Source organism: Kitasatospora sp. NPDC088351 (genome assembly GCF_040685575.1).
GTDB lineage: Bacteria > Actinomycetota > Actinomycetes > Streptomycetales > Streptomycetaceae > Kitasatospora.
This window is the reverse complement of the sequence record NZ_JBFBIL010000001.1, coordinates 129,470-150,008: the sequence shown is the minus strand read 5'-3', so window position 1 is coordinate 150,008 and position 20,539 is coordinate 129,470. Positions and strand designations below refer to the sequence as shown.

The window sequence follows — 20,539 nt, the reverse complement described above, 5'->3', positions numbered from 1 at the left end:
GTCTAGCACAGAGGATGGATCGTTCTGCAACGAACCAACCAGTTATTTCAAGGTGTTGCCAGGTAAGCCGAACCCCGCCCACGGGCGTGTTGACCCCCTCCTCTCCTCCGCCGTCCACCAGACTGGACGGCGACCACCCGCGTCTCCACACTCCGAGAAGGGCCTGCCCATGAACGTCACCGTGCGGCTCGCGCAGCAGCCTGAGGCCGACGAACTGCTCGGGCGCAGCCCACTCGCCGCGCTCGTGGGGATGCTGCTCGACCAGCAGGTCCCGATGGAATGGGCGTTCACCGGCCCGCTGACGATCGCTCAGCGACTCGGCCACGAAGACCTCGACGCGCACGAGATCGCCGTCTACAACCCCGAGGCCTTCGTCGCCCTCCTCTCCGACAAGCCCGCCGTGCACCGTTATCCGGCCGCGATGGCCAAGCGGGTGCAACAGCTCTGCCAGTTCCTGGTGGCGCAGTACGACGGCGACGCGGCCGGCGTCTGGCGGGGCGCGGCGACCGGCAAGGAACTGCTGAGCCGCCTCAACGCCCTTCCCGGGTTCGGGAAGCAGAAGTCGCAGATCTTCCTCGCGCTGCTCGGCAAGCAGTACGGCGTGACGCCGGACGGCTGGCGCGAGGCGGCGGGCGCGTACGGCGAGGAGGGTTCGTACCGCTCGGTGGCCGACATCACCGGCCCGGAGACCCTGGAGAAGGTGCGCGCCCACAAGCAGGAGGTGAAGCGCGTCGCCAAGGAGGCCAAGGCCAAAGCCACCGCCTGAGACCTCACCCCGCGCCTAATCGCGGACCCGGGCCCGTGCCCCGGATCCCAGGCCCGCCGCCCCTGAGCCCCTCATGACACCCGCCGGTACACGTACCGCCCCCGGATCGCCCGGTTGAAGTACCGCCCGTGGCTCTCCGCCGCCATCAACTCCCGGTGCACCCGGGCCGGCACGTCCGCGTACGTGTACACGTGCCCGCCGGTGAACTCCAGCTCCAGCGCCCGCGCGGACCGGTCGTAGCCGACCGAGAGCAGGAGCGACGAGTCCACCGGCGTACGGTTCATGGCCTTCCCAGTGTGTGCACGGGGGCCCCGGCCGCGCATCGCGACCGGGGCCCCCGAGCACCCGCCTCAGATCAGAACCGGCGTCTGCTCCACGTCCGCCGTCGGCTCGCCGGAGGCCGCCCCGGAGGCCGGCTCGGACCCCGCCGCCGCACCCGCCGCGGCGCCCGCCCCGGAGGCCGCCGCGCCACCCGTCCGCTTCGGCAGCGCGAACATCAGCAGGAACACCACCGTCAGCACCCCCACGACCCACCACAGCGCATGGACGAACGCCCCGCTGAACGCCGTCCCCACCGCGTCCGGAGCCGGCGCCTCGTCCATCGCGCCGAAGAACGCCACCGAGACCAGCCCGAGCCCCAGCGCCAGCCCCAGCTGGTTGACGGTGTTGATCAGCCCGGACGCCGACCCGGCGTGCTCACGCGGCACCTCCGCCAGCACCGCGTCCGTGATCGGCGCGACGATCAGCCCCATCCCGAGGCCCATCACCACCAGCGGCAGCACCATCTGCCAGGCGGTGATGGCCGTCCCGTACCGCTCGGCCTCCCAGATGTACGTGACCACGCCGGCCGCCATCACCAGCGCGCCGCTCTGGAGCACCTTCCGCCCGAACCGCGGCACCAGCTTCTGCACGGACAGCCCGGCCGCCGTCGAGACCGCGATCGAGAACGGGATACCCGTGGTCCCGGCCTTCAACGGGCTCCAGCCGAGGCCGATCTGCATGTACAGGGTCCAGACCAGGAAGAAGATCCCGGTGACCACGCCGAAGGTCAGCTGCACCCCGATGCCGGCCGCGAAGCTCTTCACCCGGAACAGCGACAACTCGACCAGCGGCGAGCCGTCCCGCCGCGTCTTGACCCGCTCGTAGGCGACGAACAGCGCGAACACCGGCAGGCTCCCGGCCATCGAGAGGTGGCCCCAGAGCGGCCAGCCGGCCTCCCGGCCGTGCGTCAGCGGGTAGAGCAGCATCAGCAGGCCCACGCTGGCCAGTACGGTGCCGAGCAGGTCCAGCCGCAGCGCCTGCTCCGCCCGCGACTCCCCGATGAAGCGGCGGCCCAGCAGCAGCCCGGCCACCCCGACCGGCAGGTTGATCAGGAAGATCGGCCGCCAGCCGAGGCCGAACAGGTCCCACTCCGTCAGCAGCGCGCCGATCAGCGGGCCGGAGACGGCGCCCAGGCCGACGATCGCGCCGAACAGGCCGAACACCTTGCCGCGCTCCTCCGCCGGGAAGGTCGCATGGATGATCGACAGCACCTGCGGCACCATCAGCGCGGCCGTCCCGCCCTGCAGGACCCGCGTCGCGACCAGCATCTCGGCGCCGGTCGCCAGACCGCAGAGCGCCGAGGCGATCGTGAAGCCGCCGATTCCGATCAGGAACAGCCGCTTGCGACCGTAGATGTCACCCAGCCGGCCGCCGGTGATCAGGCCGATCGCGAAGGCCAGGGCATACCCGCCGGTCACCCACTGGATGGCGCTGAAGGAGGCGCCGGTGTCCTCCTGGATGCTCGGTATCGCGACGTTCACGATGGTGACGTCCACCAGGTCCATGAAGGAGGCGGTCATCACGATCGCCAGGGCGATCCACCTCCGCCGGTCGACCGCCGCCGGGTCCTTCGTCCTCATTCGCTGCTCCTCGTTCTCGCTCTTCGGCACGTCGGCGACGATAGGGGGGATATAGGCCAGATCCTGACCCACTTGTCCGGCATCCTGGACGGTATGACCGACACCCCGGCGCGGCTGCTGAGCCTGCTCTCCCTCCTCCAGACCCCGCGCGAGTGGCCCGGCAGCGAGCTGGCCGAGCGCCTCCAGGTCAGCCCGCGGACGATCCGCCGGGACATCGACCGGCTGCGCGAGCTGGGCTACCCGGTGCGGGCCACGATGGGCGCCGTCGGCGGCTACCGGCTGGTCGCGGGGACGGCGATGCCGCCGCTGCTGCTGGACGACGAGGAGGCGGTGGCCATCGCGGTCGGGCTGCGGGCGGCGGCCGGGCACGCCGTGGCCGGGATCGAGGAGGCGTCGGTCCGTGCCCTGGGCAAGCTGCTCCAGGTCCTGCCGGGCCGGCTGCGGCAGCGGGTCGGCGCGCTGAACACGGCCACCGTGCCGCTGCTCAGCGGGGACGGGCCGACCGTCGAGCCGGAGGACCTCACCGTGCTCGCCAACGCCGTGACCAACCGGGAGCGGCTGCGCTTCGGCTACCGGGCCGGCGACGGTGCCGAGACCAGGCGCCAGGTGGAGCCCAACCGCCTGGTCTCGGCCGGCCGGCGCTGGTACCTGGTGGGGTACGACCTGGACCGGGACGACTGGCGGCTCTTCCGGGTGGACCGGATCAGCGAACCGTTCGCGACCGGCGCCCGGATCACCCCGCGCGAACTGCCCGCCGAGGACGCGGCGGCCTATGTGGCGAGCAAGCTCCGCCGGCTCGCTCCGACGCACACCCTGGTGGCGACCCTGCACCTGCCCGCCGCCGAGGCAGGGCGCTGGTTGAACCGCCACGGCGACTGCGAGATCGAACCGATCGACGAGCACAGCTGTCGGCTCCGCTCCAGGGCGGACTCACTGGAGTGGCTGGCGATGCGGCTGCTGATGCTCGGCTGCGAGTTCGAGGTCCACGAGCCTCCGGAGATGTCCGCCCTTCTGCGCGAGCTGGCCGCCCGCGCCGCCCGCGCCGGACGGGCGGGCGACCAGGCGGGCGACCAAGCAGACGACCGGGCCGACAGCCTCAGACGCCGAACTCGGCCGTGATCACCGCGCGGGCCAGCGTGTGGAAGGTGATGTTGAAGCCGACCTGGGCCGGCGGGATGTCGGCGGCGACATCCAGCGCGTCCACGTCCAGGGCGTGCACGGCGAACGCGTACCGGTGCGCCGGCCCGGGCGGCGGGGCGGCGCCGTCGTACTTGTTGGCCGGGAAGTCGTTGCGGGCGTGGAAGGAGGCCTCGCCGGGCAGGTCGGCGTCCGAGGCACCGGCGCCGCGCGCCAGGCCGGCGGTGTCGGCGGGCAGGTTGAGCGCCAGCCAGTGCCACCAGCCGGAGCCGGTCGGGGCGTCCGGGTCGAAGCAGGTGACGGCGATGCTCCGGGTGCCCTCCGGCAGGCCCGACCAGGCCAGCTGCGGCGAGAGGTTGCCGCCGGAGTAGCGGAACTCCTCGGCCAGCTCGCCGCCTTCGGTGATGTCCTCACTGGTCAGTTCGAAGGACGGCACCTGCGGCAGGAACTCGTACGGCAGCGGCGGACGAACGCTCATGGATGATCACCTCTCGACAGGCTGGCTGTTGCTGAAGACCGGGCCGGGGGACCGGCCGAGGGCCGGGCCGAAGATCGGGCCGGATGACGCGCCTCACTTTAGGGGGTGCGGGCCGGATCGGGCTCGGCCTAGAGTCGGCACCATGGCCTCGGACGACCGCACCGGTTCCCCACTCCCCCTCGACCCCGCGCGCATGATCGCCGATGCGCGCCGGGCACTCTTCACGATGGTCGGCGTGATGGCCGTCGTCTGGGCGTTGCAGCTGGTGAACTGGCTGGACGACTACGGCCTGAGCAGGGACTACGGCGTCATGCCGCAGCAGATCGACCGGCTGCCGAACGTGGTCACGGCGCCCTTCCTGCACTGGAACTGGGCCCATCTGGAGGCCAATTCGGGGCCGCTGTTCGTCTTCGGCTTCCTGGCGGCCTACCGGGGGGTCAAGAAGTTCCTCGGGCTGACCCTGCTGGTCGCGCTGACCAGTGAGCTGACGGCCTGGATCTTCGACAAGCCGAACTCCATCGGCGTCGGCGCGAGCGGCGTGGTCTTCGGGTACTTCGGCTACGTGGTGCTGCGCGGGCTCTTCGACCGCAACCTGATCGACACGCTGATCGGCCTGGTGCTGGGCGCCTCCTACGCCTACATGGTCACCGGCGCGCTGCCGGGCGTCGCTCCGGGGATCAGCTGGGCGGCCCACCTCGGCGGTCTGGTCGGCGGCTTCGCGGGCGCCTGGATCTTCCGGGACCGTGGCCCGAAGCCCGCCGACGGCAAGGCGGCCGCTCTCCCGACGCGGTCCGGCGCCGCCGGCAGCGGTGCTCCCACCAGCGGCGCCCCCGGTTCCAACGCCGCCCTGCTCAAGGAACTGGACGACCTCGGCCTCTGAACGCCGACCGCTCTCCTCGGGCCGCTCTCCTCGGGCTGCCACCCTCACGCCGCTGACCTCGGGCGACGCCGCCCGCGCCCGTCTCCGCCAGGTATAGACCAATCCACACCCGGCGGCTAGCGTGAGAGGGCACCCGTCCCCCTGCTCCGGAGCCGCACCGTGGAGTCGTCCGTCCTCGCCTTCGCCACCGACCTGCTCGACGAGGGCGCCGACACCTTCTTCGGCAACCTCACCGCCCGGGCCGGGGTGGGCGGCGTCACCCTCGCCTCCGTCTACCACGAGGCCAGGGACGTCTTCCCGCACAACCCGCACCGGGTGATCCGCTACCTGGAGCCGGGCGCCGCCTACTTCCGCCCCGACCCGGCGCGGTGGACCGGCCGACGGCTGCGGCCCGTCCCCTCCACCGCGATCGGCGACCGCGACCCCTTCGCCGAGGCCGCCGCCGAGGCGCGGCGCCGCGGGCTGAAGCTGCACGCCTGGACGGTGTTCTGCCACAACGACCGGCTCGGCTTCGAACACCCGGACTGCGCGCCCGCCAACGCCTTCGGCGACCGCCACCTCACCGAGCTCTGCCCGGCCAATCCGGAGGTCCGCGAGTACGCGGTGACCCTGGTCGCCGAACTGGCCCGCTACGGCGTGGACGCGATCCGGGCCGAGTCGCTGCACTTCCACGGGCTGCGCCACGGCTACCACCATGAGCGCTACTTCGAGGAGCTGGGCCCGGTCGCCGAGGCGCTGCTCGGCATCTGCTTCTGTGACCACTGCCGGACCGCCGCCACCCGCGCCGGCGTGCCCGCCGACGAGGTGGCCGAGGCCGTCCGGGGCGAGTTGCGCCGCCGGCTGGCCGACGACGCCGCGGCCGCCGAGCCGGGTGCGCTGGACGAGCTGGCGGGCGGCGGCCTGGCCGCCTACGTCGACGCCTCCGCCGCGACCGTGACCTCGCTCGCCGCCGAGGTGGCCGAGGCCGCGGAGCGGTACGGCATGCGGCTGAGCTTCATGGACGGCGGCGGCCCCGGCAAGGGCTGGCTGTCGGGCATCGACCTGCCCACGCTCGCCAAGGCCGCCCACCAGATCGAGACGCTCGGCTACGCGAAGACCCCGGAGGCCGTCCGCGAGAAGATCGCCGCCTTCGCTCTGCACGGCGTCCGCCCGCAGGACATGGCGGTCATCCTCCGGCCGATGGCCTCGGACTGCGACGGCCCCGCCAACCTCGCCGCCAAGATCGCCGTCCTCCGTGAACTGGGGGTGCCGGAGGTCGAGTTCTACAACTACGGCCTGATGCGGCTCTCCTCGATGGACCGGATCGGCGCCGCTCTGGCCGGATAACGCCCCTGGTCAGCGCAATCCGCCCTGGCCATGTCAAGGTTGAGAATCTAGGCTCCCCCTCGTTGTGATCTTCCAACGAGGGGGAGCCCCCATGCCACCGTCGAACGGCCGGATCAGCCGCCGCACACTCATGACCGGAGCCGCGGGCACCGCCGGAGCAGCCCTGGCCGCCTCGGTCTCCACCGGCGAGGCTGCCGCCGCCTCGACCACCTCCGAAGCCACTGCCGCCGCAACCGCCGTCCCCGCGCCCAACCCGTACCCGCTCAAGCCACCGCACCAGATCGAGGCCGAGACGCTGATCGACCACCTGCGGCTGCGCCCCTGGAGCCACAACGCCAACCAGTACAAGACCGCGGGCGAGTTCGACGACGTCCACACCAGCGTGACCTGGGGCACGGCCGGCCATCCGGAGGAGTTCTCCAACCTCTCCCAGTGCTCGTCCTTCCTCACCCTGGTGCTCCAGCGCGCCTACGGCGGCACCGTACCGGTCGACTCCCCCGACCGCCCGCTCCCCTGGCCGGCCGCCAACTACGGCTGGGCGACCCGGGAGTACTTCCAGCGCTACTTCCGGACGGACCGGCCCTTCCCGACCGCCGAGCTGTTCCAGCAGGGCTTCGCGAACGCGGCCGACATCCCGCACTTCACCGCCGTCACCAAGCCGGTCAACCTGCGCCCGGGCGACCTGGTCGCCCTCGACTACGACCCGGCCTCGACCACCACCCCGTACACCGGACACATCGTCATGATCCGGGAACGCAGGGGCACCTGGCCCGACCCGGTGGACGCACAGGTGGGCGCCGGCGTGGTCCCGTACATCTTCGAGATCATCGACTGCACCAGCGACCCGCACGGCAACCCGAAGCCGAGCGGCGCCACGGAGCTCTACCGCGCCTTCCCGGACACCCGGATCGAGGAGAGCGCCGACCCGAGCGGCCAGCCGGTCTGGACGGAGCACAACGGCGCCGGCTACGGCCACATGATCTTCTACGCGGATGCCGCCACCAAGCTGTTCGCCGGCTACCGCTGGAGCGTCAACTCGTCGACGCCCCGCAGGATCGCCGACCGACCGATCTCGGCGGCCCGCGTCTACCTGGGCTGACCCGCACGGCCACCCACGCCCCGGCCGGGTCGAAGCCGCCGCGCACCCGTGCCGGACGGCCGGTCACCGCCGGCGTTTGGACGTCCCGAACAGGCTCCGCGAGATCTCCCGCCCGAGCTGCGTCCCGGCCGTGCGGGCAAAGGACTTGAGCGCCGGGCTGCTCAGCAGCGAGCCGAGCAGCCCGCCGCCCTCCGGCTCCGCCCCCTTGCGGGACGCCGGCCGCCCGGTCCGCCCGGCCCCCGGCTCCGGGGCCGGCACCGGCGCGGGTTCCGGCCGGGCCGCCCGGGCGGCCAGCTTCTCGTACGCCGACTCCCGGTCGATCGCGTCCTTGTAACGGCCCGTCAGTTCGGATCGGTCCACCAGCGCCTGCAGCGCGGCCGGTTCGACCGGGCCCATCAGCGACCGCGGCGCCCGCAGCCGGGTGGCCGCCACCGGTGTCGGCGCGCCCTTCTCGGAGAGCACGGTGACCACGGCCTCACCGGTACCGAGCGAGGTCAGCACCTCGCTCAGCTCGTACGCCGACCGGGGGAAGGTGGAGACGGTCGCCCTGAGCGCCTTGGCGTCGTCCGGTGTGAAGGCGCGCAGCGCGTGCTGCACCCGGTTGCCCAGCTGGGCGAGCACATCGGCCGGAACGTCCTTCGGCGTCTGGGTGACGAAGAAGATCCCCACCCCCTTCGAGCGGATCAGCCGCACGGTCTGGGTGATCGCCTCCAGGAAGGCCTTGGACGCGCCCTTGAAGAGCAGGTGCGCCTCGTCGAAGAAGAACACCAGTTTGGGCTTGTCCAGGTCCCCGACCTCGGGCAGTTCCTGGTAGAGGTCGGCGAGCAGCCACATCAGGAAGGTGGAGAAGAGCCGGGGCCGGTCCTGCACCGCGGGCAGCTCCAGCACCGAGACCACACCCCGCCCGTCCGGCGCGGTCCGCAGCAGTTCGGCGGTGTCGAACTCGGGCTCCCCGAAGAAGGCCCCGGCGCCCTCGTTCTCCAGCATGGTGAGCGAACGCAGGATCACCCCCGCCGTCGCCGCCGAGAGGCCGCCGATGCCCTTCAGCTCCTCCTTGCCCTCGGGCGAGGTCAGGAAGGTGATGACGGCGGCGAGGTCCTTGAGGTCGTCCAGCTCCAGCCCGCCGCGGTCGGCGTAGTGGAAGACCAGACCGAGCGAGGACTCCTGGGTCTCGTTCAGGTCCAGCACCTTGGCGAGCAGCAGCGGCCCGAAGCTGGTGACGGTGGCCCGGATCGGGATGCCCGCGCCCCGGCCGCCGAGCGAGAAGAACTCCGTCGGGCAGCCCCGCGCCGACCAGTTCTGGCCGACCTCGGCCGCGCGGGCGGCGGTGCGCGCGCTCGGCGTGCCGGGTGCGGCGACCCCGGAGACATCGCCCTTGACGTCGGCGAGGAAGACCGGGACGCCCTGCTCGCTGAGCTGTTCCGCGATCAGCTGGAGGGTCTTGGTCTTTCCGGTGCCGGTGGCGCCCGCGACCAGCCCGTGCCGGTTGAGCACGCCGAGCGGGATCCGCACCTGGGCGTCCGGGTAGGCGGTGCCGTCCAGCAGCACCGCGCCGAGGTCGAGGGCCGGTCCGGCGAAGGCGTACCCGGCGGCGATCTCCCGGACGGCGGGCGGCACCACCGCCGGCGGGGCCGCGGCGGGCGGACTGGGGGCGGAGGACGGCGGCTCGGCGGTGGACATCGGGGCACACTCCCGGGCAGAACAGGGACGACGTTCGCGACATTTCCCATGAAACAGCCGCAATCGCCCGCTCGCAGCTCACACGGGAGCGCGTGGCGGCGCCACGGCTGCTGCGCCGGCCGCCGCCCTAACGGTAGGCTTTCCGTGTGATCTTCAAGCGCATCGGCAATGGGCGGCCGTACCCGGATCACGGCCGGACCAGCACCCGCCAGTGGGCGGACGTCGCCCCGCGTCCGGTGCGGCTGGACCAGCTGGTGACCACCAAGGGACAACTGGACCTGGAAACACTCCTGGCGGAGGACTCCACCTTCTACGGAGACCTCTTCGCCCACGTCGTGAAGTGGCACGGCGACCTCTACCTGGAGGACGGGCTGCACCGCGCCGTACGGGCCGCGCTGCAACAGCGGCAGGTACTGCACGCCCGCGTCCTCGAAATGGAGTGACGGGTCCCGCCCGCACAACCCCCGTACCGCCCTCCGGCCACCTCCGGAGGGCGGTCTACTCATACGCCGGTACCTCCTTTCGGGTACCGACGTACTCCAGATGATGATCGTTTAGTACCTTCGCAGGCGTACGGCACTAATCTGCTGACTACGGCCGCGACCCGCGGCGAACTCCCACCTTCCGGGCGGGATTCGCCCCCACGCGTCGGCCGGACCCGTCACTCGAACCCCGCCCCGGCACGAGGGGGAGACAAACCGTGAGCATGTTGACTCCCCAAGGCCTGAAGGGGAAGCAGTACCGCATCACCGGCAACGCCTATCCGCGGCTGGGCCGGCCGCCGAAGAAGAGCCGCAAGGTACTGGCCCTGATCGGTGCTCTGCTCGCGCTGGCCCTGATCGGCCTCGGCGGTGTCCAGCTCTGGGACATCTTCAGCGGCAAGGGCAGGAACGCCTCCGCCCAGGCCTGCGAAACCCCCTCCGGCAAGGCGCTGGCCGCACCGGCCCAGGACGCCTCCCCGGACGCGCCCGGCGCCTCCGCCGCACCGGCCGACCCGCACGCCATCCCGCAGCCCGCCACCGTCACGGTGAACGTCTACAACGCCACCGCCAAGGCCGGGCTGGCCGCCCGGACCGCCGAGGAGCTGAAGAAGCGCGGCTTCGCCATCGGCAAGGTCGGCAACGCGCCCGCCGAACTGGACAAGAAGGTGCCCGGCACCGCCCAGGTGATCGCCGGCCCGGCCGGGGTGGGCGCGTCCACCCTGCTCGGCTCACAGATCGCCGGCGCCACCACCACGGCCGACGCCCGGACCGACGCCACCGTGGACTTCGTGATCGGCGACAGCTACAACGCCCTGCTGGACGAGACCCAGGCCGCCGCCGCCCTGGCCCTCGCCACCAAGCCCACCCCGGCCCCCAGCACCACGGGCAGCTGCTGAGCCCCGGTCCGCACCCCGCGCTCGAACGGACGAGAGCCCCCCGGCCGGCCGGGGGGCTCTCGTGTGTCCGAGGACGAGGTGGAAGAGGTGCTCAGCCCGCGGTGCCGTACAGGCGGTCGCCCGCGTCGCCGAGGCCGGGAACGATGTAGCCGTTCTCGTTGAGCCGCTCGTCGACGGCGGCGGTGACGACGGTGACCGGCATCCCGGCCAGTTCCTTCTCCATCACCGCGACGCCCTCGGGGGCGGCCAGCAGCACGACGGCGGTGACATCGGTGGCGCCCCGCTCGATCAGCATCCGGATCGCCGCGACCAGCGTGCCGCCGGTGGCCAGCATCGGGTCGAGCACGTACACCTGGCGGCCGGAGAGGTCGTCCGGCATCCGGGTGGCGTAGGTGGAGGCCTCCAGGGTCTCCTCGTTGCGCACCATGCCGAGGAAACCCACCTCGGCGGTCGGCAGCAGCCGGGTCATCCCGTCCAGCATGCCCAGGCCGGCCCGGAGGATCGGCACCACCAGCGGGCGGGGGTAGCTCAGCCGGGTGCCGGTGGTGACCGCCACGGGCGTGGTGATCTCCACCTCGTCGGTGCGGACGTCCCGGGTGGCCTCGTACGCGAGGAGGGTCACCAGCTCGTCGGTGAGGCGACGGAAGGTCGGTGAGTCGGTGCGCTCGTCGCGCAGGGTGGAGAGCTTGTGGGCGACCAGGGGGTGGTCGACGAGGTGGATCCGCATGTCTCGACGATAGCCCGGGACCGGACACCCGTACGACACGCCGCGACCCGCCCGGATGACCCGGCGGCCGACCCGGTGCCCCGCCGGGCTCACTCAGTCATGACACGCCGTGACGCACCGAGAAGGTGAGGACGGAAAGGCCTCCTGTGGTATCAATCGGGCCGATTTGGGAATGTGACCTCTTATGACGAGCAACCCGAGGACCGGGGACGGCTCGGCGGACGAGCCCACGGGCCCGTCGGGCGGCCTCTCGGCCCCGCCCCCGGACCATCCGGAGACCGAGGCGGAACGCCGCAAGCGGCGGGCCGTGTTCCTGCGCGAACTCGCCGAGGCACGCGAGCTGCGCGAGCGGGTCCAGCCCCGGCGGACCAAGGAACGCCGCATGCGCGAAGCCATGCGGATGCGAACCTTCCGAATCTGACGGGCCCGACGGCCGTCCACCGGCTCCCGGCCGGCGCTTCCGACACGACCTGCAAAGACGCGCTGCAGAACACCCCCCGCAAAGGCGGGCTTTCTGTCACGATTCCGATGGGACGGTCCGAACAGCGGACCGCCTCTGGCGCGGGGGCGGCCAGATTCCGCGTTGCCCAAACGCGCCGACAGCCGAGACCGAGATCTGGGAGTGTCCCTGGTGGCGTACTTCGCTGCAGTGCTTGCTCGCACCGAGGACGGGTGGGATGTGAGCGAGACGGAGCTCGACGACGTCGAAACCCTGGCCGATCTGGCGGATCTCGCCCGCGCGGCCTCGCAGGGCGACGACAGCGTCCTGGTCTTCATCGAACAGGAGGATGCCTGGTTCGCCATCGTCCGGGTGGACGGTGAGGAGGATCCTCGAATCTTCGTGTCGGACGGCGCCGCGGCCGCCCGCAGTTCCTACGGCTCCGTCCTCACCGACGAGCTGGTCGACCAGGCCGGCGAGAGCGAGTTCGGCGACCTCGACAACCTGGTCGCCGAGCTGGAGGACGAGACGGAGGCGCAGGAGGAGGACGAGGAGGAGGCCGCCCTGCGGGGCGGCGTCCCGGTCGGCCCGCTCGGCGACGCCCACCTGCTCACCGAGTTCGGGCTCTCCTCCGACGAACTGCTGGCCCTCAGCGGCGAGGGCGCGGTGCCGGGCGACGCCCTGGAGGAGATCGCCGAGGCCCTCGGCTGCGGCGAGGTCCTGGAGGCGGTCCGGTAGCGGCCGGTGCCCATCGCCGGATGCCGGACACTGGATGCCATGCAGTCCGCCTCCGCCCCGCAGACAGACCCGCAGCCAGACCTCCAGCAGATAGCCCCGCGGATAGCCCCGCTGCCCGCCCCCGTCCGCCCCGACCCGGTCCGTGACCGCTGGGCGGCGCCGATGCGCCTCGCCATCGCCGAGGCCGCGCTGGCGCCGGCCACCGGGGACGTCCCGGTCGGGGCGCTCGTCCTGGGCCCGGACGGCGAGGTGATCGGACGCGGCCACAACGAGCGCGAGGCGGTCGGCGACCCGACCGCGCACGCCGAGGTGGTCGCGATCCGGCAGGCTGCCGAGAACCTGCGGACGGCCGCCCGCGCCACGCCCGGCGGACGGCGCGAGGGCGAGTGGCGGCTGACCGGCTGCACACTGGTCGTCACCCTGGAGCCCTGCACCATGTGCGCGGGCGCCATCGTGCTGTCCCGGATCGACCGGGTGGTCTACGGCGCCCTCGACGAGAAGGCCGGTGCGGCCGGCTCGCTCTTCGACGTGATGCGCGACCGCCGGCTCAACCACCGCCCCGAGGTGATCCGGGGCGTCCTCGCCGAGGAGTGCGGCGCGCAGCTGCGCGGGTTCTTCGACACCCACCGCTGACGCCCACCACTGACACCCGCCGTTGAACGGGCGCCCCGATACGGATTTCGTGACGGCGCCACCCGTCCGGTAGAGTTCCCCTCGGTAGCGTGTCCGAGCGGCCAAAGGAGCACGCCTCGAAAGCGTGTGTGGGGGCAACTCCACCGTGGGTTCGAATCCCACCGCTACCGCCAGCATCACGAAGGGCCCCGACCGGAGACGGTCGGGGCCCTTCGTCGTTCCACCGTTCGTTCCGCGCCACGCCGGTGCGCCGCGCCGACCGCCGGACATGGAAAAGCTCCGTACCCGGGGCCGATGACCACCAACGCCCGGCGAGTACGGAGCCTGGAGGGGGGAGCGGTTCGGGGGGATGACCGCTCCCCCGGGCGGAGTCCCACAACCGGGGCCGCGTCGGGGGGAGTCGCGGCGCCCGGTCCCACAGCGGGGAACTCCGGATCCACGTGCCGGGGGATTCCTGCCAGATCCTCGGCACATCACCCATCCTGCTTCACCACCCGCCTCCGGGCACCCGGAGAAAGGCCCCACTCACGGGGACCTTCGTCCCGCCGGGTGAACGCGTCGCACACTTGATGGGCCGTCCGGTGGATAAGCTGCCACTGCAGAGGGACGTTCGGGGACCGAATGGCGGCGACCCACGGCAGGGAGGAAGGTCATCAGATGGCGCAGGCGAAGAAAATCGGCATGGTTCTCCTGCTCATCTTCGTGCTCTACACGATCATCACCTCGCCGACCCGGGCCGCCGAGCTCGTGCAGCTGGGGTTCGAGGGGATCTCGAACGCGGCCAAGGCGGTCGGCACCTTCATGACCGGGCTGGTGAAGTAGCCGGGGTCGCTCGTTCGGCCCCGGGGGCACCGGCTACGGTGGGCGGGACCCTCAAACCCCGTCCGCTAGGAGCGGCATCGTGATCCGGCACCTGGTCCTGTTCAAGCTCAACGAAGGCGTCGGCAAGGACGACGAGCGCGCGGTCGCCGGCGCCAAGGCGTTCGAGGCGCTCGGCTCGGTCATCCCCGAGCTGCGCGAGTGGGAGTGCGGCTGGAACACCACCGACCGTGACATCGCCTACGACTACGCGATCAACAGCCTGGTCGAGGACCGCGAGACGCTGCAGTCCTACATCGCCCATCCGGCGCACCAGGCCGCGGCCGGCCAGTGGCGCGAGTTCGCCACCTGGGTGATCGCCGACATCGAGGTCTGATCCCGGAGCACCCCCCGGACGGCCTGCGGCGCCCTGCCCGAGACCCGGGCGGGGCGCCTCGCCCTGTCCGCGAACGCCCCTCCGGGCACCCTCCGCCGGGCCCGGCGCGGCGCCGGCCCGGCACCAACACACCTCAGCGCGGTGCTTGCCCGCCTGCGCCCGCCTTGTGATGCTATGACCGGTTTTGCCGGACATGGCGAGGTGGTGAAACGAGACGCGACACCCGCTCCGCAGGTCCCATCATTGTCGACTTCGGGAGGGGTGACGTGTCCGTGCGGACACCAGGGAGTGCGCCGGGCACCGGCACCGGACCATCCGCCGCGCAGCCACCTGCGCAACCACCTGCGCAACCCCCCGCGCAGGCCGCCGTACGCCCGGCGGCACAGCCCGGGGACGAGGTGCTGGCCGCCGTCATCGGCCCGGCCGGCGAACTGCGGCCGGACGGCCTGCGCGGCCCCGGCGGCCGCCCCGTCGTGGACGTCCGGACCCTGACCCGGGTGCTGTTCGAGCGGCTCGCCGAGCTGCCCCCGGACACCCCCGAACGGGAGCGGGTCAGGGCCGCGCTGATCGAGGTCAACATCCCGCTGGTCCGCTACGCGGCCACCCGCTTCCGCAGCCGCAGCGAGCCGATGGAGGACGTGGTCCAGGTCGGCACGATCGGCCTGATCAACGCGATCGACCGGTTCGACCCGACCCGGGGGGTGCAGTTCCCGACCTACGCGCTGCCGACCATCCTCGGGGAGATCAAGCGGTACTTCCGGGACAACGTCCGCACCATGCACGTACCACGCCGGCTCCAGGAGCTCTGGGTGCAGGTCAGCGGGGCGATGGAGGAGCTGACGGTGGTCCACGGGCGGGCGCCCAAGGTGCCCGAGATCGCCGCCAGCCTGCGCATCCCGGAGGAGGACGTCCGGGCCTGCCTCGACGCCGGACGGGCGTACAACGCGGCCTCACTGGAGGCGGCGCAGGAGCACGAGGGCGGGCTCGCCCTGCTCGACCGGCTCGGCTACGAGGACTCGGCGCTGGCCGAGGTCGAGCACCGGGACATGGTCCGCCACCTGCTGGTCCAGCTGCCGGAGCGGGAGCGGCGGATCGTCATGCTGCGATTCTTCGCCAACCTGACGCAGTCGCAGATCAGTACCGAGCTGGGGATGTCCCAGATGCATGTCTCACGGCTGCTCTCACGCATCCTGACCCGGCTTCGGACCGGCAACTCCTGGGAGGAGTAGGCCCCGCAAACCCGCCGGAACCCGGCGAACCGACCGGCCGGATCAAGATTGCTGCGCGTTACCGAGGCGTGACATCTTGCGACGTTCGGGTTTGCCGTGGACCGTGTTCCGGTATGGAGGGGGAGGGCGTCGCCGGGAACCATCGCGCGACGGCACCCGTTCAACTGTCAGTCACGAGGGGGTGGGTGCATGTCCGGCGAACTGGGCACTGCGGAGATCCACGCTGGTCAGGCCAATGGCACGGCGGTCGCCGTCGACCGGATCCCGCTCCAGCGGGGCCCGGCCGCACCGCCCGGGACCGGCCCGGAGCCCGAGGCCGCTCCGGGAGCCGCGCCCGCTCCGGAGGCACCACCCGGCGCCGGGCTGGACACCCGGACGCTCTCCCGCTCGCTCTTCCTGCGGCTGGCCGCCCTGGAAGCCGGCAGCGAGGAGCACACGTACGTCCGCGACACCCTGATCGAGCTCAACCTGCCGCTGGTCCGGTACGCCTCGGCGCGTTTCCGCAGCCGCAACGAGCCGATGGAGGACATCGTCCAGGTCGGCACGATCGGCCTGATCAAGGCGATCGACCGGTTCGACCCGGAGCGCGGGGTGGAGTTCCCCACCTTCGCGATGCCCACCGTGGTCGGCGAGATCAAGCGCTTCTTCCGGGACACCAGCTGGTCGGTCCGGGTGCCGCGGCGGCTCCAGGAGCTGCGGCTGGCGCTCACCAAGGCCGGCGACGAGCTGGCCCAGCGGCTGGACCGCTCCCCCACCGTCGCCGAGCTGGCCGGCTGCCTCGGCGTCAGCGAGGAGGACGTGGTCGAGGGCCTGGCGGTGGGCAACGCGTACACCGCCAGCTCGCTGGACTCCAGCCCGGGCGAGGAGGACGGCGACGGCCCGCTGGCCGAGCGGCTCGGCTACGAGGACCTCGCCCTGGAGGGCGTGGAGTACCGGGAGTCGCTGAAGCCGCTGCTGGCCAAGCTGCCGCCGCGCGAGCGCCGGATCATCATGCTGCGGTTCTTCGGCAACCTCACCCAGTCTCAGATCGGCGAGGAGATCGGCATCTCCCAGATGCACGTCTCCAGGCTGCTGACCAAGACCCTCACCCAGCTGCGCGAGGGCCTGATCAGCGAGGGCTGAACCGACGGCCGGGCCGGGGCGGGCGGGCTCCCGGCCGGCCTACGGCTCCAGCAGGTTGGCGCGCAGGCCCGCCAGCACCTCGTCGTCCAGCCCCAGGCCGTCCTGCCAGAACTTGTCGAAGGTGACCCAGCCCGAGGCGACCTCCTCGAAGGCCGCCTCCAGGTAACAGCGCTCCGCCCGGAAGACCGGGAGCAGCAGCTCCGGCTCCCGCATCAGACCGCGGGTGCCGAAGCCGTCCACGACGGCCTCCACGATCGCGGCGGAGCGCTCGTTGGTCAGCAGGTAGTCGGCGAAGACCGTCTCGCGGTCCACCCCGAGAGCGGTGAGCAGGACGGCCGCCGTCCAGCCGGTGCGGTCCTTGCCGGCCGAGCAGTGGAACAGCAGCGGTGGCCCGTCCGGCGCGGCCAGCAGGCGCAGCACGGTGGCGAAGCGCTCGCGGGCCACCGGGTCGGTGACGAACCAGCGGTAGAGGCCGGTCATCATGGCGGTGGCCCGGCCGTCGCCGAGCAGCGCGCGCTGTCTCTCCGGGCTGCGGTCGGCCAGGGCGTCGCGCAGCGCGACGTAGATGTCGAAGTGGGCGGCGAAGACCGGCAGATGGTGCAGGGTCACACCGTCCGGGGTGGTGCGCTCGACGGTGATCGGGGTGGCGGACAGCTCGGCGGCCGCGATCTCGGCGACCGGCAGGCCGGGGATGCGGTCCGGTCCGGCCTCGCGGACCTCGTCGAGGCTGCGCAGATCGACGACCTGGCGCAGGCCGAGCACCCCGAGCAGGCGGAGGTCCTCGTCGGTGAGCCGGTTGAGGCCGTCGCTGCGCAGGGCGACGCCGTGCCGCAACCGCCGGCCGTCGGCCGTCCGGTAGCCGCCGAGGTCACGGGCGTTGACGGCCCCGCGCAGGCCGAGGGTCCGGGCGGCCTCGGCCGCCCGCGCCGACGGCTGCGTCGTTTTCCCGGCGTGCTGGATTGCGGGGGTCTCGGTCTGCTGCTCGGTCACGCGACGGCCTCCATTGGATATTCGGGCTCCGGCATGGCACAAGCCGCCGGATATTGCATGAACCTGCCCACTGGAAGCGGCAGATGTGCAAGAGTGTCATGCGCGACGCCGCCAGTGTAGGGTGCCGCCGAACCGCCTCCGCCATACGATGCGTGACCAGCGGTAACACTCCGGCTCCGGTCTTTAATTTTCAATTCGTTATTTGCGCAACCAGTGCGGTTCCGGCCACAATCGGCGCCTCCATGGCATCGCCATGAACGTTGGTAACAGATTCGCTGCACTCCCGCCTTTTCGGTCCCAATCGGGGCGGAGTCTCCACCAGGATGGGCGCGGGCAGTCTGCTGCCCCGCGAACAGCGACAGGGCAGGCGAGTGCCGAGCAGCGGAGCGCTCTGCCCAGGGGAGGAACACACATGGGTCGAGCGACCCGAAGAGTTGCCGTCTGCGCGGCGGCCGTGCTGCTGGCCGGTGGCCTGCAGACGTCCCTCGCACACGGTGTCACCACGGCCCCCAGGATCGACCTCACGGTCCTGGTGATCGACGACGGCGGGCCCGCGACGGCGGCCATCGCCGCCGAGCTGAAGAGCCAGGGCACGCCCTACAAGCTCATCAACCTCAACGACGCCAACCGCCCGGTGATCGACGCCGCGTTCCTCAGCGACACCGTCAACGGGCAGCCGCGCGGGAAGTTCCAGGGCGTCGTGATGCCCAACGACAACCCGTTCGCGGCCGGGTCGGCCGAGATGGCGGCCCTCGCCGCCTACGAGGCCGCCTTCGGCGTCCGCCAGGTCGACGCCTACACCTACGCCCGCCCGGACGTCGGTCTCAACTGGGCCCAGAACCCCGGCTACATGGGCAGCCTCGACGGCTTCCAGGCGGCGGTCACCACCGCCGGCACCGCCGGCCCGTTCGGCTACCTCAAGGGCGCCGTCCCGTTCGAGGACAACGACCCGGCGGTCAGCGAGAGCTACGGCTACCTGGCCACCCCGCTCGGCTCGCTGCCGGCCGGCGCGTCCTTCACGCCGCTGGTCGACGTGCCGATCCCGGGCTCCACCGCCCGCGGCTCGCTGGTCGGCGAGTACAGCCACGACGGCCGCAAGGAACTGGTCGTCACCTTCGTCTACAACCAGTACCAGCAGCAGTACCGGCTGCTGGCACGCGGCATAGTCGACTGGATAACCCAGGGCGTCCACCTCGGCTACGACCGCAACTACTTCGCGGCCCACGTGGACGACGTCTTCCTGGCCGACGACCGCTGGGACACCGTGCTCAAGTGCACCCCCGGTGACGTCACCTGCCCGCCCGGCACCCCCGAGACGGCCAACCCGATCCGGATGACGACCGCCGACGCGCAGCACGCCAAGCAGTGGCAGACCGACAACGACTTCACCATGGACATGGTGTTCAACGGCGGCGGCAGCGAGGACTGGAAGGCCGACCACAACACCACCACCGACCCGGTGGTGAACCAGATGATCGCCGACCAGACCAGCTACCGGTGGATCAACCACACCTACACGCACCCGTACCTGGGCTGCCTGCAGGACGTCTCGGTGGTGCCGTGGAAGTGCACCAAGAACGCCTCCGGCAGCACCGTCTGGGTCGACCAGGCCACCATCTCGTCCCAGGTCAAGAACAACATCGACTGGGCCGCGGCGCACAGCCTGGGCATCGACAGGACGGAGCTGGTCACCGGTGAGCACTCCGGCCTGCTGACCGCTCCCCAGGAGACCAGCGACAACCCGTACCTGGCGCCCGCGCTGGCCGCCAACGGCGTCAAGTGGACGGCCAGCGACGCCTCCCGCGAGTCCGCCCAGCGGGCCGTCGGCTCGTCCGTGCTGACCGTGCCGCGTTACCCGATGAACGTCTTCTACAACGCCGGCACGGCGAAGGAGCAGACGGACGAGTACAACTGGATCTACACCAGCACGGCGAACGGCGGCAGCGGCGTCTGCGAGAACAACGCCAACTCCACCTGCCTGCCCACGCCGCTGGACGTCAACACCGGCTACCAGTCGTACATCGTGCCGCTGGAGGCCCGGATCGACCTCGGCCACGTGCTGAGCAACGACCCGCGGCCGCACTTCGTCCACCAGTCGAACCTGTCCGAGGACCGGATCGTCTACCCGGTGCTGGAGAAGGTGCTCTCCACCTATCGTTCGCTGCACGCCGACAACGCGCCGATCGTGAACCTGCCGCAGCGCGAGATCGGCGCGGAGTTCCAGCGCCGCGCGGCCTGGAACACGGCCCTCGCCTCCGGCCAGGTCACCGCCTACCGGGTCGGCGAGACCGTCACGGTGGTCGCCCCGACCGGCGTCCAGGTCCAGGCCACCATGCCAGCCGGCACCACCCAGACGATGACCATCGGGTCGGCCGCGTTCGGCACCGCGTACGCCGGTACGCTGTCCGGCTGGGTGAAGCCCGGTCAGCTGCAGAGCAGTGTCACGCTCAAGCTGACCGCGGCCGGAACCCCGGCGGCCCCGGCCGTCGCCGCGCCGTCCGCCGCCGCCAAGGCGGTGCCGGCTCCGGCGCCGGCCGACAAGAAGGTGGTGCCCCAGGGCACCGTCGACGCCGTCCCGGCCGGCCCGGGCGACACCGCCCGGACCGACGCCCCGACGCTGGTCCCCGGCAGCGGGGCTCCGGTGGCGGGCAAGGGCGTCGTCACGAGCAGCAGCACCAACGGCAACGCCAAGGGCGGCGCCAAGGGCGGTCAGGCCTCCGGGGGGAAGGCCGAACCCGCCAGGAAGACCGCCGGCCAGCCCGGCACCCGCTAACAGGTGATACCGGTGGTGGGGGCGGGCCGTCCCCCGGCCCCACCACCG

General features: G+C 71.9%; 21 protein-coding genes and 1 tRNA gene. 16 read left to right on the top strand and 6 right to left on the bottom strand.

Going from position 1 to position 20,539, the window contains the following annotated elements; translation table 11 throughout:
* The first annotated feature begins 169 nt into the window (after nt 1–169).
* Nucleotides 170–766: an HhH-GPD-type base excision DNA repair protein gene (locus AB0P06_RS00630; RefSeq protein WP_363603952.1), complete on the top strand. Its 597-nt coding sequence runs from the start codon at nt 170–172 to the stop codon at nt 764–766.
* A 71-nt stretch (nt 767–837) separates the two neighbouring features.
* Here the strand turns inward: AB0P06_RS00630 and AB0P06_RS00625 are convergent, their stop codons facing one another.
* Nucleotides 838–1,050 carry a KTSC domain-containing protein gene (locus tag AB0P06_RS00625; protein WP_363603951.1) on the bottom strand — a complete coding sequence of 71 codons (213 nt, stop codon included), beginning with the start codon at nt 1,048–1,050 and terminating at the stop codon, nt 838–840.
* Between the two features lie 66 nt (nt 1,051–1,116).
* On the bottom strand, nt 1,117–2,667 hold the full coding sequence (locus AB0P06_RS00620; protein ID WP_363603950.1) for an MFS transporter: 1,551 nt from the start codon (nt 2,665–2,667) through the stop codon (nt 1,117–1,119).
* A 93-nt stretch (nt 2,668–2,760) separates the two neighbouring features.
* Between AB0P06_RS00620 and AB0P06_RS00615 the strand changes: the two genes are divergently transcribed.
* Nucleotides 2,761–3,786, top strand: coding sequence for a YafY family protein (locus AB0P06_RS00615; protein ID WP_363603949.1), 1,026 nt, complete (start codon nt 2,761–2,763; stop codon nt 3,784–3,786).
* On the opposite strand, the gene AB0P06_RS00610 is transcribed toward AB0P06_RS00615, so the two are convergent.
* A complete protein-coding gene (locus AB0P06_RS00610; protein ID WP_363603948.1) occupies nt 3,764–4,282 on the bottom strand; it encodes a YbhB/YbcL family Raf kinase inhibitor-like protein in 519 nt (172 codons plus the stop codon). The two genes, AB0P06_RS00615 and AB0P06_RS00610, sit on opposite strands and share 23 nt — an antisense overlap.
* 142 nt (nt 4,283–4,424) lie before the next feature.
* On the opposite strand from AB0P06_RS00610, the gene AB0P06_RS00605 reads away from it, so the two are divergent.
* The 3 genes from AB0P06_RS00605 to AB0P06_RS00595 all read left to right on the top strand — a co-directional run bounded on the left by AB0P06_RS00605 (nt 4,425) and on the right by AB0P06_RS00595 (nt 7,587).
* Nucleotides 4,425–5,162 carry a rhomboid family intramembrane serine protease gene (locus AB0P06_RS00605; protein ID WP_363603947.1) on the top strand — a complete coding sequence of 246 codons (738 nt, stop codon included), beginning with the start codon at nt 4,425–4,427 and terminating at the stop codon, nt 5,160–5,162.
* 159 nt (nt 5,163–5,321) lie between these two features.
* Nucleotides 5,322–6,488, top strand: a complete 1,167-nt coding sequence (locus AB0P06_RS00600; RefSeq protein ID WP_363603945.1) for a hypothetical protein — start codon at nt 5,322–5,324, stop codon at nt 6,486–6,488.
* 91 nt (nt 6,489–6,579) lie between these two features.
* Nucleotides 6,580–7,587 carry a hypothetical protein gene (locus AB0P06_RS00595; RefSeq protein ID WP_363603943.1) on the top strand — a complete coding sequence of 336 codons (1,008 nt, stop codon included), beginning with the start codon at nt 6,580–6,582 and terminating at the stop codon, nt 7,585–7,587.
* A 63-nt stretch (nt 7,588–7,650) separates the two neighbouring features.
* Here AB0P06_RS00595 and AB0P06_RS00590 read toward each other — a convergent pair whose 3' ends face one another.
* Nucleotides 7,651–9,267, bottom strand: coding sequence for a helicase HerA-like domain-containing protein (locus AB0P06_RS00590; RefSeq protein ID WP_363603941.1), 1,617 nt, complete (start codon nt 9,265–9,267; stop codon nt 7,651–7,653).
* Between the two features lie 146 nt (nt 9,268–9,413).
* On the opposite strand from AB0P06_RS00590, the gene AB0P06_RS00585 reads away from it, so the two are divergent.
* Together AB0P06_RS00585 and AB0P06_RS00580 are read left to right on the top strand one after the other, a co-directional pair.
* Nucleotides 9,414–9,710 carry a type II toxin-antitoxin system VapB family antitoxin gene (locus tag AB0P06_RS00585; RefSeq protein WP_030061387.1) on the top strand — a complete coding sequence of 99 codons (297 nt, stop codon included), beginning with the start codon at nt 9,414–9,416 and terminating at the stop codon, nt 9,708–9,710.
* Between the two features lie 263 nt (nt 9,711–9,973).
* Nucleotides 9,974–10,645: a LytR C-terminal domain-containing protein gene (locus AB0P06_RS00580; protein ID WP_363603939.1), complete on the top strand. Its 672-nt coding sequence runs from the start codon at nt 9,974–9,976 to the stop codon at nt 10,643–10,645.
* A 91-nt stretch (nt 10,646–10,736) separates the two neighbouring features.
* On the opposite strand, the gene upp is transcribed toward AB0P06_RS00580, so the two are convergent.
* Entirely contained in the window at nt 10,737–11,372 is a 636-nt protein-coding gene (gene upp, locus AB0P06_RS00575) for a uracil phosphoribosyltransferase (protein WP_363603938.1), read from the bottom strand.
* A gap of 184 nt (nt 11,373–11,556) precedes the next feature.
* Between upp and AB0P06_RS00570 the strand changes: the two genes are divergently transcribed.
* The 8 genes from AB0P06_RS00570 (at nt 11,557) to AB0P06_RS00535 (ending at nt 16,728) form a co-directional block, all read left to right on the top strand.
* Nucleotides 11,557–11,793, top strand: coding sequence for a hypothetical protein (locus AB0P06_RS00570; RefSeq protein WP_363603936.1), 237 nt, complete (start codon nt 11,557–11,559; stop codon nt 11,791–11,793).
* Between the two features lie 258 nt (nt 11,794–12,051).
* Nucleotides 12,052–12,549 (top strand): hypothetical protein, encoded by a 498-nt coding sequence (locus tag AB0P06_RS00565; RefSeq protein WP_363603934.1) that lies wholly within the window; start codon nt 12,052–12,054, stop codon nt 12,547–12,549.
* A 162-nt stretch (nt 12,550–12,711) separates the two neighbouring features.
* A complete protein-coding gene (locus tag AB0P06_RS00560; RefSeq protein WP_363604199.1) occupies nt 12,712–13,182 on the top strand; it encodes a nucleoside deaminase in 471 nt (156 codons plus the stop codon).
* Between the two features lie 83 nt (nt 13,183–13,265).
* Nucleotides 13,266–13,355 (top strand) — tRNA-Ser (locus tag AB0P06_RS00555).
* 484 nt (nt 13,356–13,839) lie between these two features.
* Nucleotides 13,840–14,004 (top strand): hypothetical protein, encoded by a 165-nt coding sequence (locus AB0P06_RS00550; protein ID WP_363603933.1) that lies wholly within the window; start codon nt 13,840–13,842, stop codon nt 14,002–14,004.
* A 79-nt stretch (nt 14,005–14,083) separates the two neighbouring features.
* The gene (locus AB0P06_RS00545) at nt 14,084–14,377 is read left to right on the top strand and encodes a Dabb family protein (protein WP_363603932.1); all 294 of its coding nucleotides are present in this window, start codon (nt 14,084–14,086) and stop codon (nt 14,375–14,377) included.
* Nucleotides 14,378–14,649: 272 nt separating this feature from the next.
* Nucleotides 14,650–15,606, top strand: a complete 957-nt coding sequence (locus tag AB0P06_RS00540) for an RNA polymerase sigma factor SigF (protein ID WP_363604198.1) — start codon at nt 14,650–14,652, stop codon at nt 15,604–15,606.
* Nucleotides 15,607–15,795: 189 nt separating this feature from the next.
* Nucleotides 15,796–16,728, top strand: coding sequence for an RNA polymerase sigma factor SigF (locus AB0P06_RS00535; RefSeq protein WP_363603930.1), 933 nt, complete (start codon nt 15,796–15,798; stop codon nt 16,726–16,728).
* Between the two features lie 39 nt (nt 16,729–16,767).
* Here AB0P06_RS00535 and AB0P06_RS00530 read toward each other — a convergent pair whose 3' ends face one another.
* Entirely contained in the window at nt 16,768–17,718 is a 951-nt protein-coding gene (locus AB0P06_RS00530) for a tyrosine-protein phosphatase (RefSeq protein WP_363603929.1), read from the bottom strand.
* 412 nt (nt 17,719–18,130) lie between these two features.
* Between AB0P06_RS00530 and AB0P06_RS00525 the strand changes: the two genes are divergently transcribed.
* The gene (locus AB0P06_RS00525; RefSeq protein ID WP_363603927.1) at nt 18,131–20,491 is read left to right on the top strand and encodes a hypothetical protein; all 2,361 of its coding nucleotides are present in this window, start codon (nt 18,131–18,133) and stop codon (nt 20,489–20,491) included.
* The last annotated feature ends 48 nt before the right edge of the window (nt 20,492–20,539 follow it).